This window comes from Idiomarina abyssalis (genome assembly GCF_019797805.1).
Lineage (GTDB): Bacteria > Pseudomonadota > Gammaproteobacteria > Enterobacterales > Alteromonadaceae > Idiomarina > Idiomarina abyssalis.
This window is the reverse complement of record NZ_CP081832.1, coordinates 744,650-761,655: the sequence shown is the minus strand read 5'-3', so window position 1 is coordinate 761,655 and position 17,006 is coordinate 744,650. Positions and strand designations below refer to the sequence as shown.

Here is a 17,006-nt window from a genome sequence, read left to right as displayed (position 1 = left end):
AAATCAACGTACATCCAACTGCTGTAAATTGGTCAACAAGGATTGATAAGCCAAAACTCCCCGCGCCTTAGGCGCATAAACTGAAGGAGGTTGTTGCTCGTTAGATGCATCCCGAAATTTAGTATCTATTGGAATCATGCCATTCCAGACCGAACGTCCATAACGGGCAATCAGTTTTTTATAAGTTTGCAGCGATGCATTGGTTCGTTTGTCGTAAAGTGTCGGGATAATGGTATAAGCGTAATTCTCGCCACGCGACTTATGGATGAGTGTCAAGGTTCGCATCATGCGGTCAAGGCCTTTCAAGGCCAAAAACTCAGTCTGCACCGGAATTAGCACTCGTCGGCAACAGGCAAGTGCATTCACCATAAGAACCCCCAATACCGGCGGTACATCAATCAGGACATAATCGAAGTCATCGGCTATCATCGCCAGGCCGCGCTTAAGTACTAACCCCATGCCGTCCTGAGTCCCCAGCTTTCTATCCAGCGTTGCTAACGCCATAGTCGCCGGCATAACACTCAGGTGGTTAAACTCGGTTGGCAAAATACTGCGACGCATTAGCTCAGCCGTTATGTTCTTACCGGCGCTAAATACATCAAAAGCACTGGATTCAAGCTCTTCCGAGTCAATGCCAAAATAGTAAGTTAATGACGCGTGAGGATCGGTATCAATACAAAGGACCCGCTTACCCTGCTCAGCCAAAAGTCCAGCCAAAGCAACAGCTGTCGTGGTCTTGCCGACCCCGCCTTTTTGATTAGCTACCGTCCATACGATCATTCACTCATCCCGCTATAAGCCGCTGTAACCGACTTCTTTCATAATCATCCTGGCCATGTCATCCAGGCTAATACTGCGAGTTGAAATTCCCGCTTGCGCAACAGCCTGCGGCATACCATAGACAACACAGCTGGCCTGATCTTGGGCCCATATCGTGGCTCCTTGATCTTTCAGCATACGAGAGCCATCACGACCATCGGCTCCCATACCGGTTAAAATGACACCAAGCACTTTACCCATATAGGTCTTTGATAAGCTTGCAAAGGTTAAATCCACGCTCGGCTTATAAGTAATGCGTCCACTGGTATCGTCTTTTACCCTTAAACGTGCACTACCCGGCCTGCCTTCGACCATAAGTTGTTTTCCGCCCGGCGCTAAATACGCTGTCCCGGCTCTGAGCACGTCGCCATCCTCTGCTTCCTTCACATTAACCTGACACAAACCATTCAGACGCTGTGCAAAAGCTTTTGTGAACGCTGCCGGCATATGCTGAACCATTACAATTGGATAAGGGAAATTAGCCGGTAGCTGAGTCAGTATTTTCTGCAGCGCGACAGGGCCTCCAGTCGACGTTCCTATTGCCAAAATCTGATACGCCCGGTTCGTTGTTAGTGACCCTGCAGACTTTGCGGTGCGGGCATCACTTTCACGCTGGCTCTGTAATTCCTGGTTGCGCTGACGAATACGCTCAAGCGCGGTCTTTGGCTCATCCGGGCGTTCTGCTAGTTTCTTTACTGCCGGTGCCGGTGAGGGTCTGGCAGGCGTGCGGCTAACAGGTTGCCGGGCAATTGCCAGTACGCGATCCTGCAGCGTGTTCACTGCTTCATCGCGATTCCGTGCAATGTCTTCAAATTTCTTTGGCAGGAAGTCAGCGGCGCCCGCTTCTAACGCGTTTAACGTAGCTGTAGCGCCTTCATGAGTCAGCGAGCTAAACATCAAAATAGGGCAAGGGTTGCTGCTCATTATGGCTTTCACAGCATCAATACCGTTCATTACCGGCATTTCAATGTCCATGGTAATGACATCCGGCTTAAGCACGCGACTTTGTGAAACCGCTTCTTCTCCGTTATTGGCACTACCAATCACTTTAATGTTGGCATTGTCTTCTAAAATCTCAGTCACCCGGCGGCGGAAAAACGCCGAGTCATCTACCACGAGAACTTTTACAGTCATGAACGGTGTGTCCCGTTATCGTTTTGCGTAATACTTAAGCATACTTGGTACATCAACAATCAAAGCAATACCGCCATCACTGGTGATAGTTGCTCCAGCCATACCCGGTGTACCCTGCAATAGCTTATCTAATGGTTTTATGACCACTTCTTCCTGACCAATCAATGCGTTGACGACGAAACCAACCTGTTGGTTGCCAATTTGCACAACCACGACATGGCCTTTCTCATTACGGCTTGAACGATCCGGATTACGAACCAACCAATGCTCTAAGAAAAACAGCGGAATAGCACGGTCACGTACAATCAGTGTTAATTGACCATCAACGGTATTGGTACGCTTCATATCGAGGTCGATAATTTCGCTTACCACAGCCAGTGGCAGAGCAAATGTCTGCTCTTTTACCGCAACCATTAAGGTAGGCAGTATCGCCAGAGTCAGTGGAACTTTAATTAAAAGCTCCGTGCCCTTACCCAGCTCAGACTGAATTTTGACACTACCGTTAAGCTGACTAATTTTGGTTTTAACCACATCCATCCCGACACCGCGGCCGGATATGTCTGAAACTTCTTCTTTGGTCGAAAAGCCAGCGGCAAAAATCAGATTATAAGCATCTTCGTCACTCAGACGCGCAGCGGCGTCGGTATCGAGAATACCTTTGCTGATAGCAATGCCCTTAAGCTTTTCCGCATCCATACCTGCACCGTCGTCTTTAATCGACAGCATAATATGGTCGCCTTCCTGAGACGCCGACAGCGTTACCGTACCCGCACGCGGTTTACCATTAGCTTCGCGCACGTCTGGCATTTCAATACCGTGGTCAACAGAGTTACGAACCAAATGCACCAAAGGATCGGCCAGTGCTTCTACCAGGTTTTTATCCAGGTCGGTATCTTCACCGTACATCTCAAGGTTAATTTCTTTCTTAAGGCTGCGCGCTAAGTCCCTGACAACCCGAGGGAAACGCCCAAAAACTTTCTTAATAGGCTGCATACGGGTTTTCATAACCGCGCCTTGCAAATCGCCAGTTACAACATCCAGATTAGAAATGGCTTTCCCCATCTCGTCACTGTCTGATTCATCTGAGTTACTCAGGCTTAATAGACGATTCCGGACTAAAACCAGCTCACCGACCATATTCATAATTTCATCTAAACGTTTGGTATCAACCCGGACTGTGGTTTCAGCCTGAGCTGGTGCCGGCGCCGCTGGCTTTTTATCCACGGATTTTGCTGCCGCAGGTTTATCTTCCGCTTTGGCCGCAGCTGCTTTCGGCTCTGGTTTAGCTGCAGGCTTAGGTTGAGGTTTAGCTTGCGCTTTTGGCTCAGGTTTCTTCTCAGCGGCTTTTTCTGCTGGCTTATCTCCTTTAGGCGTCGGCGCTTTACCACTGCCATGGAGTTCATCTAACAGCGACTCGAACTCGTCATCTGTTATTTCGTCATCTTTTGCCGGCTCTTTTTGCTTCTCTTGTGTCTTCTCAGCACTTTGAGGCGCCTTACCACTGCCGTGCAATTCATCCAGCAACGATTCAAACTCATCGTCTGTTATTTCATCGTTGTCATCGCCCGGTGCCGACTCAGCAGCGGAAGCTTTAGCTTCTTCTTTCTTGCCCGGTCCTTTACCTTCACCATGCAGTTCATCCAGTAAAGCTTCAAATTCGTCGTCCTGAATTTCATCAATACTTTCGCCGCTACTCGCGTCAGCTACCTCGGGCTCTGGTTCGGGCTCTGGTTCGGGTTCTGGTTCCGGCGCTTTAACCGGCTCTTCATCTTCCGATTCCGGCTGGCTCAACTTATGCAGAAGTTCCAGTAATTCAGGTGATGCAGCTTCAGGTTCTTCTTTGGCCCGAACCTGTGCAAATTGAGCATTAATGGTATCCAGCGACTGTAGAATAACATCCATCAAGTCGGAGGTGACGGTACGTTGGCCATTACGCAGGGTATCGAACACATTTTCCGCACCGTGGCAGGTATCAACGAGTGCGCCCAGCGACAAAAACCCGGCACCACCTTTCACGGTATGAAAACCACGGAAAATAGCATTCAGCAGGTCTTTATTTTCTGGATCATTTTCCAGTTCAACCAGCTGTTCAGACAATTGCTCGAGGATCTCTCCCGCCTCGATCAAAAAGTCCTGCAGAATGTCTTCGTCCATATCAAAGCTCATGCGACTGATGCTCCTAGAAACCTAAACTGGACAGCAAATCGTCCACTTCGTCTTGTCCGCCAACCACGTCATCGCGTTGATCAGCATCTATAATAGGGCCTTCCGCAACACCTGCATTTTTCTTATCAGGCGTTGAGGTTGCTGCCTTACGGCGCTCTTCTTCTTTACCGAATATTTTGAGTAGCTCAATTAAGTTCTTTTCAACGTCTTCAACTAACTGAATAACCCGGCGAATAACTTGCCCGGTAATATCCTGAAAGTCCTGAGCCATCAATACTTCAGTCATCAACCCATGCACTTGTGGCATGTTTTCACCACAGCGCTTAAGTACGTCATCGACCTGATGGCATAAAGACTTGAATTCATTTAACTCAATATCGTTACTCATCAGCCTGTTCCAGGCCGGCATGACCTTCTCTACACGCTGATGCATCTCATCTGCTAAAGGCAGGCAAGCCTCTACCGCATCCATTGTTCTATTGGCTGCGTCTTCGGTTTTCTCAATGACATACAACAAACGGTTTTGCGCATCAGGAAGATCATCTTGTGTCATTTGCACAATGCGAGGGTCTACCTGAAAATCCTGAAGTGCTTCGTGGAGGTCGCGTGTTAACTGGCCGACAGAAGTAAACAACTTGTCGTTACGACGGTTGTAAACGTCTTCCAGTAATTGATTTGCCTGCTGCTGCTTCCCGTCTTCAAGCAAGGCTACGAGTTCCTTGGCTTGCTCCAGAGAAATATCATGGGCGTTATCAGACATAGTCATTCGCCCTTTAGCTAATACGTTCGAAAATCTTGTCGAGCTTTTCTTTCAACGTTACGGCTGTAAATGGTTTCACGATGTAACCATTAACCCCCGCTTGTGCGGCCATGATGATTTGCTCACGCTTAGCTTCGGCCGTTACCATCAATACCGGTAAATGCGCCAGGTTATCGTCCTTGCGAATTTCACGCAGCAAGTCAATTCCCTGCATACCGGGCATGTTCCAATCGGTTACGACAAAGTCGAAATCACCGTTCTGCAACATGGGTAAAGCCGTATTACCGTCATCAGCTTCCTGAATATTGGTAAAGCCAAGATCACGAAGTAAATTCTTAATGATTCGTCTCATTGTAGAAAAGTCATCCACAACAAGAATTTTCATATTTTTATCCAAAGCACCCTCCACTGAGGCTCTCGATTACCACCAAAGTTTATTCAACCCAATTTTGCATTCGCGACTTCAGTCGCAACATTGCCTGACTGTGAATCTGACTGACACGTGATTCACTCACGCTCAGCACTTCACCTATCTCTTTTAAATTCAATTCTTCGTCATAATACAACGAAAGCACCAAGGCTTCACGTTCTGGTAACGATGAAATTGTCGAAACCAATGCTTTATGAAACGCAGCGTTCTCAACATCTCGTTGTGGCTCATAAGCTGAACCTGTTACCTGCTCTGGCATTAACGCATCTTCCGACACGCCAAGATCTTCAATTCCGACAATTCGTCCTGAACTCACATCCCGTAAAATATGGTGGTATTCATCCATACCCATATTCAGTTTTGCGGCTACTTCCGTATCTTTTGCGTCCCGCCCGGTCTCGTTTTCAACCTGGCGAATGGCTTCCAGCACACGTCTGTGGTTACGGTGTACTGAGCGAGGGGCCCAATCGCCGCGACGAATTTCGTCCAGCATCGCACCACGAATGCGAATGCCGGCAAAAGTTTCGAAACTGGCACCTTTGCTGTTATCAAAGTTACGCGCAGCTTCTAGTAAGCCAATCATGCCTGCCTGTATTAAATCATCCACTTGCACGCTGGCGGGTAGTCTCGCCATCATGTGGTGGGCAATACGCTTAACCAGTCCGGTATGCTGCTCAATAATGGCATTCCGGTTGTCAGCAGTGGCGGCATAAACGGCAGCTTTATTCATTGGCAACATCCCGCTTACTCTCGTTATCGGCAGAAGTTATCAATTGTTCAAGGAAAAATTCTAAATGTCCTCCGGCTTGAGCCGGAACCGGCCAGTCCAGCGCCTTCTTAGCCAGCGCTTTTATCGCTAATGACGCCGGCGATTTAGGGTAAGCCATGACAAAAGATTGCTGTTTCCGCACGGCTAAACGCAAGTTTTCATCGAAAGGAATAATTGCTGCCAGCTCCAAAGCAACATCTAAAAACCGGTCGGTAACCTTAGTGAGCTTATTGAACAGTACTTGCCCGTCACGCATATTGCGCACCATATTGGCAACTACCTTGAATTTGAAAAGCCCCTGCTCACGGCTCAATACTTTAATAAGAGCATAAGCATCGGTAATCGATGTTGGTTCATCGCAAACTACGACTAACACGTCCTGTGAGGCTCGGGCAAAACTGACAACGGTGTTACCTATGCCAGCTGCGGTATCCACAATCAGCACGTCATAATTACCCTGTAACTGGCTAAACGCTCTAATTAAACCGGCATGCTCAGATTCACTGAGATCCACCATCGAACGTGTACCAGACGTTGCCGGAACAATTTTTATTCCCGCAGGGCCTTCTATCAGAATATCTTCCAGTTCACACTGGCCGCTTAACACATGAGAGAGATTACGCTCAACACGAAGACCCAACATCACATCGACGTTAGCCAGGCCTAAGTCGGCGTCCAGCACCAATACTCGTTTGCCCTGCTTTGCCATTGCAATAGCCATATTCAGCGACACATTGGTTTTACCCACGCCACCTTTACCACCGGTTACCGCAATAACTTTTACTTTTGATTGTTTCATTCTTCGCAGACCGCTTGCTTGATCCATCGGGCGTATCTCTTTTCTGACTAAATTGACAACAGCTTCATATTACTTCGGCTCATTCAGCGAGAAAACGCCGCATTCCAATACGATTTTGGCACGTCTGACACTGAGGAACAAATGCTTTTATCAAGCAAACGCTCGGCTTCCGCTACCATAAAGTTCGCATCGGCAACCCGAATGTCTTCAGGAACCTGCTGACCATTGGTTAAATAGCCTACTGGTAAGCCATGCTCAATAGCTACGCTAATACTCTCACCTAAACTTAAGCATTCGTCCAGCTTGGTAAAAATGCAACCGGATAAAGGCAAAGTTTTAAACTGCTTAACGGCATCCATCAATACTTGATTCTGTGATGTCGCTGAAAGCACCAGATATGGACGAATACGCAGTCTTGAATTCTGGATAAGCTGGTTTAACTGCTCGCTCAAACGCTTGTCGCGTTGGCCCATGCCTGCAGTATCAATTAAAATTAAACTCTTCTGGCGCAGTGAAAGTAACGCATCTGCCAGCTCTTGCGCATTTTTAGCAACTTTTACCGGACACCCTATTATACGACCATAGGTTTGTAATTGTTCACTGGCACCAATACGGAAGGTATCCGTGGTAATTAATGCCACTTTATCCGCACCATGGCGCTGAGCGTAACGAGCAGCCAGCTTCGCAATAGTGGTGGTTTTACCCACGCCTGTAGGGCCGACTAAAGCAACCGCACCGCCGCGTGTCAAAATATCGTCGGACGTGGTATTCAACTGACCTTCTAATAAATGCAGGGTCTGTTCCCAGGCTTCATCGTCTGAGCCACCTTCGGGAATAAAACAGGCAATCTGGTCCGCAACTCGTTCACTTAAGCCCATAGACATCAAGCGATTCATCAGCATCGCACGGGTTGGTTCTTCGCGATCCATTTCCTGCTTCATCAAGCCACTTAACTGATGCTCCAGTAATTGACGAATACCGTTTACCTGAGAGCGCAGTTCAGCAATGGCCTGGGAGTCGTCCGCTGCTGGTGCGTTTACTTGTTCAGGAAAAATATCGTCGCTTAGCTGAGAATCCGCGAAGCCTTGTGGTTCTGGTTTCGGCTCTGGCCGTTGTGTGGCCGGCTCAGCAACCTCTTGCTCAGCAGTGCGTTGCGCAGGCTGTTCAGCCTGCGCCTGACGCTGTAACAGTTCCTGCAAAGATTCAGCCGGTACTTCCGGTGTCTTTGATGCGGCCGGCTCATTCGGTGCCTGCTCAGCCATTGGCTGTGCCTGTTGCGCATCGGGGTCAATGGCTGCAACCAGCTCAATACCACCATTCACTTTCTTATTGGACAGGATAATAGCATCCGGACCTAAGGTTTCTTTAACCTGTTGCAAACCACGGCGCATATCTTCGGCAAAAAAGCGTTTAATCTTCACAAGCGACTCCCGTTACTCTTGTGTGGCGGTTTGTTCACCACCGTTTTGTTGTCCACCAATTGAGCTGACAATGCGAATTTGTTTATCATCCGGTACTTCCTGATAGGACAACACTCGCATACCATCGGTAGCGTGACGCGCAAATCGCGCCATGGTTGACCTCAGAAGTCCAGAGGTCAGCAGTACTGAAGGTTCACCATTCATTTCCTGCTGCTGATGCACTTCGCGTAATGACTGTTGCAGGCGTTCGGCCAAACCTGGTTCGATTCCGGCGCCTTGCTGATTTCCGTCATTACCAGCCATTTGCAATGACTGATGCAACATCTGTTCCAACTCTGGTGCCAAAGTTATGACAGGCAGTTCAGCCGCCCCTTCAGCAATGTCCTGAACAATTAAACGGCGTAGTGAGATTCTGACCGCAGCCGTTAATACTTCTGGGTCCTGACTACGCCCCGCATACTCAACCAGGGTTTGTACAATGGTGCGCATGTCACGAATCGCAATACCTTCATCCAATAGGTTTTGCAGTACTTTCACAAAATTGCCCAATGACAGCAGATCCGGAATCAGGCCTTCAACCAGCTTAGGATGAGTGCGACCTAAACGATCCAGTAATTCTTGTGCTTCTTCATGACCCAGTAGCTGTGACGCATGGTTTGTCACTATTTGACTTAAATGTGTTGCAACCACAGTTGCCGCATCCACCACGGTATAACCCAGGGTCTGCGCATGCTCTCGTTGTTCCGGACGGATCCAGACCGCATCCAGGCCAAAGGCAGGGTCAGTTGTTTTTTCGCCTTCCAATTCGCCGAAAACCTGACCCGGGTTAATCGCCATTTCCCAGTCATGGCGAATTTCAGCTTCGCCCATAGTCACACCCATTAGGGTAATTCGGTAACTGTTAGGGCCTAAATCCAGGTTGTCTCTGATATGAACAGCTGGCACCAGGAAACCAAATTCCTGTGACTGCTTCTTACGCACGCCTTTTATGCGTGACAGGAGCTCGCCGCCCTGCTGCTTATCGACCAAAGGAATTAAACGATAGCCAACTTCCAGACCAATAGTGTCTACATGGCGCACATCGTCCCAGCTAAGCTCTTTTTGCTGCGCCTGCTGGACTTGCTGCTCCTGTTCTTTCTCTACCAGCTCGCCTTCTTCGACTTTTGACTTTTTAAGCTTAAAGTACGCTGCACCGGCTAGTACCGCTGACATACTCAAGAACGCCAGATGTGGCATACCGGGGATAACACCCATAGCAAAGAGTACCGCACTGGTAATGACCAGAACCTTGGGGTTATCAAGCAGTTGCAGGACAACGGCATCACCCATGTCTTTACTGTCATTTTCGCGAGTAATGATAATGGCGGTCGCAACCGACAGTAATAAAGAGGGGATTTGCGCGACCAGGCCGTCACCAATGGTTAACAGGGTATAAACTTCCACGGCCTCATTAAAGGTCAGGCCGTACTGGATCATACCAATGAGCAGGCCGCCGATAATGTTAATAAAGAGAATAAGGATACCGGCTATGGCATCCCCTTTTACGAACTTACTGGCACCGTCCATAGAGCCGTAGAAATCGGCCTCACGGGTTACGTCACTGCGTCGGGCTTTGGCTTCTTCCTGATTGATTAAACCGGCGTTCAGGTCGGCATCAATAGCCATCTGTTTACCCGGCATGGCATCAAGGGTAAAACGGGCAGTAACTTCTGAAATACGGCCGGCACCTTTGGTGATAACCACAAAGTTAATAATAACCAGAATGGCAAACACCACCAGACCAACGGTGTAGTTACCGCCTATGACCACGCTACCGAAGGCTTCAATCACTGAGCCCGCCGCGCCGGGGCCGTTATGACCTTCCAGCAAAACAATACGGGTTGAGGCAACGTTAAGGCTTAACCGTAAGACCGTAGCAATAAGCAATACCGTCGGAAACGCAGCGAAATCTAGCGGACGTTGGGTATAAACCGCCACCAGCATAACTACCAGCGACAAGGTAATTGAAAACGAGAACAGAATATCCAGCACCATGGCCGGAATTGGCAGAACTACCATCGCCAGAATGGCCATAATGGCCACAGGCGTCCCGAATCCTTTAATCAGATGCGCGTTGTTCTGCGTGAAATTTCTTAAATCTACTAACTTTTCGGCACCGCCCGCCATACGTCTTCCTGTTGCGTCAAAAAGTTGAACCTGCGGTGTTTCATTCAAGAATCGAGCCAGCTTTTAAATATTTTCTGACTCGTTGATACGTTTTGGCCTACAGATATTTATCTTCTCGCAGCTACACTCTCTGCTCTTTAACAAAAAGGTTATTACCGTGCGTGGTTATTCCCTCGTTGAAATGCTTATTGCACTGACAATTAGCGCAGGTCTAGGTGCGTTATCAATGCCGTTATTGAGTCAACAAATGGAGACCTTGCTGTTGCAACAGGCCAGTAATCGCTGGTTGTTGTATTTGCATCAAGTAAAAGCAAAGGCACAGAAGGAACAGCGCTCAATAGTTGCTGAATTGGTACCTCTTGACGCTCGCTCCAGTGTTTTTAAAGCAATGACAGAATCGACGTACAGCGCAGCAAGTCCACTCAAGTTCTACGGTAACTCCGGTGCGGCTGTACCTGGGCATGTCCGGATTGTAAGCGGTGACAGAATGATAAAAGTAATTATAAGCAGCAAAGGTCGCATTCGCTCTTGCGTTAGCCTTGGCTCGTCATTGCCCGGAATCTCCTTATGCTAGTTAGTAAAAGTAATGGCTATAGCTTGGTTGAAGTACTCATTGCTGCTGCACTTGGTTCTATTATTGTGATCACCACTCAGCAAATAATGCAGTGGCAAAAGGGCGCTCAGTTTCGTGCGGTGTCGAGTGCACAATTTATTCTGGGTGGGCAAGCCGTTTCTTATCAGTTCTTTGAAAGCCTGAATCAGACAATCGCGAGCAGTGTGCAAAATCCACAAAGCAATTGCTTTATTTTCCCTACCCAAAGCGGCGGGTCGGTTGGCTTTCGGGTCAGGAACTCCCAGTTACAGCATAACCCTATGACACTGGACTGTTCAGGGTATGGTTGGCAGTCACTGACCGACAAAACACAATTTAAGGTTCAGGAGTTAATGGTTGAAACCAGTGTTCCGTCAGTGTCTGACCGCGCCTCAAAGCTGTTTATTACACTGATTATTTCACGGGTCACTAAAAACGGCGTGCAAGAGCAACCGTTTAAACGAAGCATAACGATATTTTCTTAGCCCTTTGCTTTTAACCACAGAGAAGGATGTTCACAATGCAAGCGAAAGGATTCGCGTTAATACTCACCTTAGTAACACTCATTAGTCTAAGCTCCGCAAGCGTCGCCGCCCTGTTTTTCTACGCGCAAATGCTGGAAGCTCAGCAAGAGCATCAGTGGCAAGTACTTTCTGGTCAGTTAGAAGCCGATTTTAACCGACAGAAAGAGCATTATGAGTCAGCACAAAAGTAAAGGTTTTTCCCTGACCGAAACCTTGGTTGCTTCTGCAATAGTCGCTATTTGGGCTGTCAGTAGTCAGCAGCTGCTCCAGATTGGGTTAGGCGCTATTGAAAAAGCAAAGCGCAAAGCCCGGGCCGTCGAAGTTTTGAACCGCTATATACAAGACACCCATATTGACTGGATAAATGGCTCTTCCCCATCACCTGAAGTCATTTCGAACGGTTTTATTATCCATTCAGATGTTAATTCAATAGACGAAAACAACGCTTCTATGGGTGTTGAAATAACCTGGGGAGAAAAAAATAGGTATTTATTGAAAGTCTGGCTGTCTCGATAAAATTAGCAATAACTTGAATATCAGCTTTGCAAAGACTTCCCAATTGCTTGCGTGTGAAAAAGTGAGAAGGCGCGACGCGTTAAAACGCATCGCTCGTGCGCTAGATATTAGCGCTAAGCTGCCGGGTGCGGCCTTAGCTCTGGGGGAATTGAGAAAGTGATATTTTCCTCACGGCCACTGAGTTCAATGGCGGTCTTACCACCCCATTCCTGCAGTTTAGCAATAACCTCTTTCACCAACACTTCTGGTGCAGAAGCGCCAGCGGTTACCGCAACTTTATCGTGACCTTCTAACCAGGCTTGGTCGATGCAACTGGCATCATCAATTAGATAAGCCGGAGTTCCCATTTTCTCTGAAAGCTCGCGTAAGCGGTTTGAGTTTGAGCTATTGCGTGCGCCCACAACTAACATAACATCGGCATCACTGGCTAATTCACGCACCGCATCCTGCCTGTTTTGGGTGGCGTAGCAGATGTCGTCCTTACGTGGACCATTAATGTCAGGAAACTTCTGACGCAAAGCCTCAATAACATCGGCGGTGTCATCAACCGACAAGGTTGTCTGACTCATATAATGGAGGTTTTTCGAGTCTTTCACTTCCAGTTTATTCACGTCTTCAGGCGACTCAACTAAGTAGATACCACCATCGGCGTTCTTATACTGACCCATGGTGCCTTCAACTTCCGGGTGTCCCGCATGGCCAATGAGTACACATTCATGTCCCTTTCGACTGGCACGCGTCACTTCCATATGAACCTTGGTTACCAATGGACAAGTGGCATCAAACACCCTCAAACCGCGATCTTTGGCTTCTTGTCTGACCGCCTGAGAAACGCCATGGGCGCTAAAAATAACGATTTGGTCGTCCGGCACTTCGTGCAACTCTTCCACAAATACCGCACCGGCATCGCGCAGCTTGCTGACGACATACTTGTTGTGAACCACTTCGTGACGCACATAAATCGGCGGCTCGAATATTTCCAGGGCCCGCTCGACAATAGTAATAGCGCGATCAACTCCGGCACAAAATCCACGTGGGTTCGCCAACAAAATCTGCATCATTTCCTCCTGCGCTCAGCCCGCTTGTTTAACCAGTCACGGCTCAACGCTGATAATTTCTACTTCAAAAATCACCGTTTGTCCGGCTAACGGATGATTAAAATCGATGGTCACTGTTGGACCTTCAATTTTACGAACAATTCCCGGTAAATCGGTACCATCAGGTTGAGTAAACGCCAAAATAGCGCCAACTTCCGGTTTTGTTTCGTCGCTAAACTTTGCCGAGTCGACATAGTAGTAGTTGTCCGGGTTGGGTTCGCCAAAAGCGTCTTTGGGCTCTAATGTGAATTCACGCTCGGCGCCTTCACGCAGGCCTACCAGACAAGCTTCAAAGTTTTCCGTCAGGCTGCCATCGCCCATACGAAACTTCGCTGGCTTGCCAGACATTTTGGTGCTGTCCGCAACCGAACCATCGGCAAGTTTAATGGTGAAGTGCATAACCACTTCACGTCCGTGCTCAATAGGTAAACGACTCAAACGAAACTCCTTACTGCTTGTGACCGTCTTCGGCTTTATCCCGACGGTTATCAAAAAAAGCTTCCAGCAACATGAGTGCAGCACCAATAGTAATAGCCATGTCCGCTACGTTAAAGGCCGGCCAATGCCACCCCTGATAGTGCACATCAAAAAAGTCGATGACATAGCCGTACATTAAACGGTCAGCTACATTACCAATAGCCCCTGCCAGAATCAGCGAAAAGGCCAGGTTCTGGCGCCACAAGCCTACCGGGTTACGACGCATCCAGATAAGCAAAACAGCACTAATAGCAATAGCGATAACGGTGAAGAACCAACGCTGCCAACCACCACCGTCACTTAAAAAGCTAAATGCGGCACCATAGTTGTGCACGTAGGTGAAGTTAAATAAGCCTTCAATAACAACCCGGCTTTCGTAAAGCTCAAATTCACCTGCAACCCAAATCTTCGTAATTTGATCAACAACCACCAGCAACAAGGTTAGCCACAAAAAACGTAGCCCGGTTGCACGGTTAGTCTGGTTAGCAAAATCAGGCAAAACGACGCTCCTCACCTTCACCTTCAATATTGGTTACACAACGCTGGCATAAATCGGCATGGCTCTCTAATGTGCCAACCTCTTTGCGATGATGCCAGCAACGCTCGCACTTCTTGTGTTCAGATTTCGTCACACTAACCGCCAACGCCATCTTTTCAGCTTTAACTGCGTCGGCAGGTGCATCATTAATAGAAGCCACTTGCGCTTCTGATGTCAGCAGTGCAAAACGCAGTTCTTCACCTAAACGGTTCAGAGAGGTCGCCAGCTTATCATCAGCATACAAGGTCACTTCGGCCTGCAATGAACCACCAATAACATCGTTACGGCGTGACTGCTCCAGTGCCTGATTAACCACGTCACGAATTTCCAGCAACTGCATCCAGAAGGCGTTTTCATCGTCTTTCACACCGGCAAATTTATCAAAGCCCTGATACCAGTTTTCGGTAAAGACATACTGACTGCGCTCGTTCGGCAGCAAGTCCCAAATTTCCTGAGCAGTAAAGCTACAAATTGGCGCCATCCAGCGCACCAGTGCCTCAGCAATATGATACAGCGCTGTCTGGCAAGAACGACGAGCCAGTCCTTCCGACTTTGCGGTGTACTGACGGTCTTTAATGATGTCCAGATAGAAACTACCCAGTTCAATTGAGCAAAAATGCATAAGCTTCTGCACAACGCTATGGAACTGATAGTTGTCGTAGGCTTCCAGCAGTTCTTTCTGCAAGTCCGCGGCCCGACCCACAATCCAGCGGTCCAGTTCAACCATATCTTCTCTGGCAACTAAGTCCGTTTTAGGGTCAAAACCGGTTAAGTTCGCTAATAAAAAGCGCGACGTATTACGAATGCGACGATACGCATCCGCAGAGCGTTTAAGGATTTCATCAGAAACCGTCATTTCGCCGGAATAATCTGCTGATGCAACCCATAAGCGCAGAATATCGCCACCCAATTTATTCATCACGTCCTGCGGAGCAACTACGTTCCCGATAGACTTCGACATCTTGCGGCCCTGTGCATCCACAGTAAAGCCGTGAGTCAGAACCTGGTGATACGGCGCTTCGTTATACATAGCCACACCAGTGACCAGCGAGCTCTGGAACCAGCCCCTGTGTTGATCCGAACCTTCTAAATATAAGTCAGCGGGCCAGCGCAGGCCATCAAACTCACGCAATACGCAGTGATGCGTAACACCAGAGTCAAACCAGACATCTAACGTGTCGGTTACTTTGCGGTATTTGTCAGCTTCATCGCCCAGCAACGTTTCCGGCTCTAAATCAAACCACGCCTGAACACCGTCTTTTTCAATAAGCTGAGCGACCTTTTCCATCAGCTCCAGCGTGTTTGGATGAAGCTCATCGGTCTCGCGATTGACGAAAATAGCAATGGGGTTACCCCAGGTGCGTTGACGTGAAATACACCAGTCCGGGCGCCCTTCTACCATAGATTCAATGCGGCTTTGTCCCCACTCAGGGAACCAGCCCACTTTTTTGATTTGATCTAACGCACCGGCACGCAAACCTTTCTTGTCCATGCTGATAAACCATTGCGGCGTTGCACGGAAAATAATTGGCGTTTTGTGGCGCCAGCAATGCGGGTATGAGTGACGGTAGCTTTCTGCATGCATCAAGTTACCGACCTCACGGAGCTTGTCGACAATAGGCTCGTTTGCTTTAAATACGTGTTGTCCGGCAAACAATGGCGTATCGTCTTTGTACACACCGTTATCACCAACCGGGTTATAAACTTCAATACCGTAACGTTGCCCTACCAGAAAGTCATCGACACCATGCCCTGGTGCTGTATGCACACAACCGGTACCACTTTCAGTGGTTACGTGGTCGCCCAGTATTACCGGCACCTGCAATTCAAACAACGGATGCTGTAGCTGCAGACCTTCTAAGTCTTTACCTTTGCAGAAACCCAGCTTGTGGTAGTGGGTAATGTTCCAGCGTTCCATGCAGTCTTTAACCAAATCATCGGCAAGAATTACTCGCTCTGCAGGCTGGTCATCGCCGGCTTCAATTTGCACTAGCGTATACTCAAGCCCTTCTGCCAGAGTAACAGCGCGGTTAGCAGGAATGGTCCACGGAGTCGTGGTCCAGATAACCATGCTGACATCGCCTTCACCCACATGCCCTTCCGGCGTGCTGAAACGCTCGACGGTTTCCGCCGTTGCGGCAACCGGTAAACGCACATCAATAGCCGGTGAGTTTTTGTCCTGATATTCCACTTCCGCTTCAGCCAGCGCTGAACCACAGTCTGTACACCAGTGAACCGGCTTAAAGCCCTGGTGCAAATGACCATTATCAATGATTTTTGCCAAAGCCCTAACACTGTCCGCTTCCTGCTTAAAGTTCATGGTCAGGTAAGGGTTATCCCAGTCACCTAACACACCCAGACGTTTAAAGTCTGTGCGTTGCTGATCAATTTGGGTCATGGCATATTCGCGACATTTTTCACGAAATTCTGCCAGGTTTAATTTTTTACCCGGCTTACCGTGCTTTTTTTCTACCTGCAACTCAATGGGCAGACCATGGCAGTCCCAGCCCGGTACATAAGGCGCATCAAAGCCGCTTAAGGTTTTTGCCTTAACAATAACGTCTTTTAAAATTTTATTTACGGCGTGACCAATGTGAATTTGCCCGTTCGCATACGGAGGGCCGTCGTGCAGAATAAATTTAGGCTTGCCCGCTTTAGCTTGACGAATTTGACCGTACAGGTCAGCCTCATACCACTGCTCCAGCATTTTTGGCTCGCGCTGAGCCAGGTTACCGCGCATAGGGAACGCTGTGTCTGGCAAGTTTAAGGTGTGTTTGTAATCACTCATGGGTCACTGT

17 protein-coding genes are annotated in these 17,006 nt (G+C 48.4%); 4 read left to right on the top strand and 13 right to left on the bottom strand.

What is annotated here, in order from left to right:
* Nucleotides 1-3 precede the first annotated feature (3 nt).
* The 9 genes from K5X84_RS03560 to flhA are packed head-to-tail and all read right to left on the bottom strand — an operon-like array spanning nucleotide 4 to nucleotide 10,464.
* Nucleotides 4-780 (bottom strand): ParA family protein, encoded by a 777-nt coding sequence (locus K5X84_RS03560; protein ID WP_222236700.1) that lies wholly within the window; start codon nucleotides 778-780, stop codon nucleotides 4-6.
* Between the two features lie 12 nt (nucleotides 781-792).
* Complete coding sequence (locus tag K5X84_RS03555) at nucleotides 793-1,953, bottom strand: protein-glutamate methylesterase/protein-glutamine glutaminase (protein WP_222236699.1); 1,161 nt, start codon at nucleotides 1,951-1,953, stop codon at nucleotides 793-795.
* Between the two features lie 15 nt (nucleotides 1,954-1,968).
* Nucleotides 1,969-4,119, bottom strand: a complete 2,151-nt coding sequence (locus K5X84_RS03550; RefSeq protein ID WP_222236698.1) for a chemotaxis protein CheA — start codon at nucleotides 4,117-4,119, stop codon at nucleotides 1,969-1,971.
* Between the two features lie 13 nt (nucleotides 4,120-4,132).
* Nucleotides 4,133-4,879, bottom strand: a complete 747-nt coding sequence (locus K5X84_RS03545; RefSeq protein ID WP_054486789.1) for a protein phosphatase CheZ — start codon at nucleotides 4,877-4,879, stop codon at nucleotides 4,133-4,135.
* 13 nt (nucleotides 4,880-4,892) lie between these two features.
* Complete coding sequence (cheY, locus tag K5X84_RS03540) at nucleotides 4,893-5,276, bottom strand: chemotaxis response regulator CheY (protein WP_016341317.1); 384 nt, start codon at nucleotides 5,274-5,276, stop codon at nucleotides 4,893-4,895.
* Between the two features lie 37 nt (nucleotides 5,277-5,313).
* Nucleotides 5,314-6,039 carry an RNA polymerase sigma factor FliA gene (locus K5X84_RS03535; protein WP_054486787.1) on the bottom strand — a complete coding sequence of 242 codons (726 nt, stop codon included), beginning with the start codon at nucleotides 6,037-6,039 and terminating at the stop codon, nucleotides 5,314-5,316.
* Nucleotides 6,032-6,904 carry a MinD/ParA family protein gene (locus tag K5X84_RS03530; protein WP_054486785.1) on the bottom strand — a complete coding sequence of 291 codons (873 nt, stop codon included), beginning with the start codon at nucleotides 6,902-6,904 and terminating at the stop codon, nucleotides 6,032-6,034. The genes K5X84_RS03535 and K5X84_RS03530 overlap by 8 nt, the downstream gene beginning before the upstream one ends.
* A gap of 56 nt (nucleotides 6,905-6,960) precedes the next feature.
* The gene (flhF, locus tag K5X84_RS03525; RefSeq protein ID WP_222236697.1) at nucleotides 6,961-8,298 is read right to left on the bottom strand and encodes a flagellar biosynthesis GTPase FlhF; all 1,338 of its coding nucleotides are present in this window, start codon (nucleotides 8,296-8,298) and stop codon (nucleotides 6,961-6,963) included.
* 12 nt (nucleotides 8,299-8,310) lie between these two features.
* The gene (gene flhA / locus K5X84_RS03520; protein WP_224798056.1) at nucleotides 8,311-10,464 is read right to left on the bottom strand and encodes a flagellar biosynthesis protein FlhA; all 2,154 of its coding nucleotides are present in this window, start codon (nucleotides 10,462-10,464) and stop codon (nucleotides 8,311-8,313) included.
* Nucleotides 10,465-10,621: 157 nt separating this feature from the next.
* Between flhA and K5X84_RS03515 the strand changes: the two genes are divergently transcribed.
* Genes K5X84_RS03515 through K5X84_RS03500 form a run of 4 tightly spaced genes read left to right on the top strand, consistent with a single transcriptional unit; the run spans nucleotide 10,622 to nucleotide 12,096 of the window.
* Entirely contained in the window at nucleotides 10,622-11,038 is a 417-nt protein-coding gene (locus K5X84_RS03515) for a prepilin-type N-terminal cleavage/methylation domain-containing protein (RefSeq protein WP_222236696.1), read from the top strand.
* Nucleotides 11,032-11,541 (top strand): PulJ/GspJ family protein, encoded by a 510-nt coding sequence (locus tag K5X84_RS03510; protein WP_222236695.1) that lies wholly within the window; start codon nucleotides 11,032-11,034, stop codon nucleotides 11,539-11,541. The genes K5X84_RS03515 and K5X84_RS03510 overlap by 7 nt, the downstream gene beginning before the upstream one ends.
* A gap of 35 nt (nucleotides 11,542-11,576) precedes the next feature.
* The gene (locus tag K5X84_RS03505; RefSeq protein WP_054486775.1) at nucleotides 11,577-11,771 is read left to right on the top strand and encodes a hypothetical protein; all 195 of its coding nucleotides are present in this window, start codon (nucleotides 11,577-11,579) and stop codon (nucleotides 11,769-11,771) included.
* Nucleotides 11,752-12,096: a PulJ/GspJ family protein gene (locus K5X84_RS03500; protein WP_222236694.1), complete on the top strand. Its 345-nt coding sequence runs from the start codon at nucleotides 11,752-11,754 to the stop codon at nucleotides 12,094-12,096. Before K5X84_RS03505 ends, K5X84_RS03500 begins: the two co-directional genes overlap by 20 nt.
* A 113-nt stretch (nucleotides 12,097-12,209) precedes the next feature.
* On the opposite strand, the gene ispH is transcribed toward K5X84_RS03500, so the two are convergent.
* Genes ispH through ileS form a run of 4 tightly spaced genes read right to left on the bottom strand, consistent with a single transcriptional unit; the run spans nucleotide 12,210 to nucleotide 16,996 of the window.
* On the bottom strand, nucleotides 12,210-13,154 hold the full coding sequence (ispH, locus tag K5X84_RS03495) for a 4-hydroxy-3-methylbut-2-enyl diphosphate reductase (protein ID WP_222236984.1): 945 nt from the start codon (nucleotides 13,152-13,154) through the stop codon (nucleotides 12,210-12,212).
* Nucleotides 13,155-13,190: 36 nt separating this feature from the next.
* Complete coding sequence (gene fkpB / locus K5X84_RS03490; protein WP_233399311.1) at nucleotides 13,191-13,592, bottom strand: FKBP-type peptidyl-prolyl cis-trans isomerase; 402 nt, start codon at nucleotides 13,590-13,592, stop codon at nucleotides 13,191-13,193.
* Nucleotides 13,593-13,641: 49 nt separating this feature from the next.
* Nucleotides 13,642-14,169: a signal peptidase II gene (lspA, locus tag K5X84_RS03485; protein ID WP_054486767.1), complete on the bottom strand. Its 528-nt coding sequence runs from the start codon at nucleotides 14,167-14,169 to the stop codon at nucleotides 13,642-13,644.
* The gene (gene ileS / locus K5X84_RS03480) at nucleotides 14,162-16,996 is read right to left on the bottom strand and encodes an isoleucine--tRNA ligase (RefSeq protein WP_222236693.1); all 2,835 of its coding nucleotides are present in this window, start codon (nucleotides 16,994-16,996) and stop codon (nucleotides 14,162-14,164) included. Before ileS ends, lspA begins: the two co-directional genes overlap by 8 nt.
* Nucleotides 16,997-17,006: the final 10 nt, after the last annotated feature.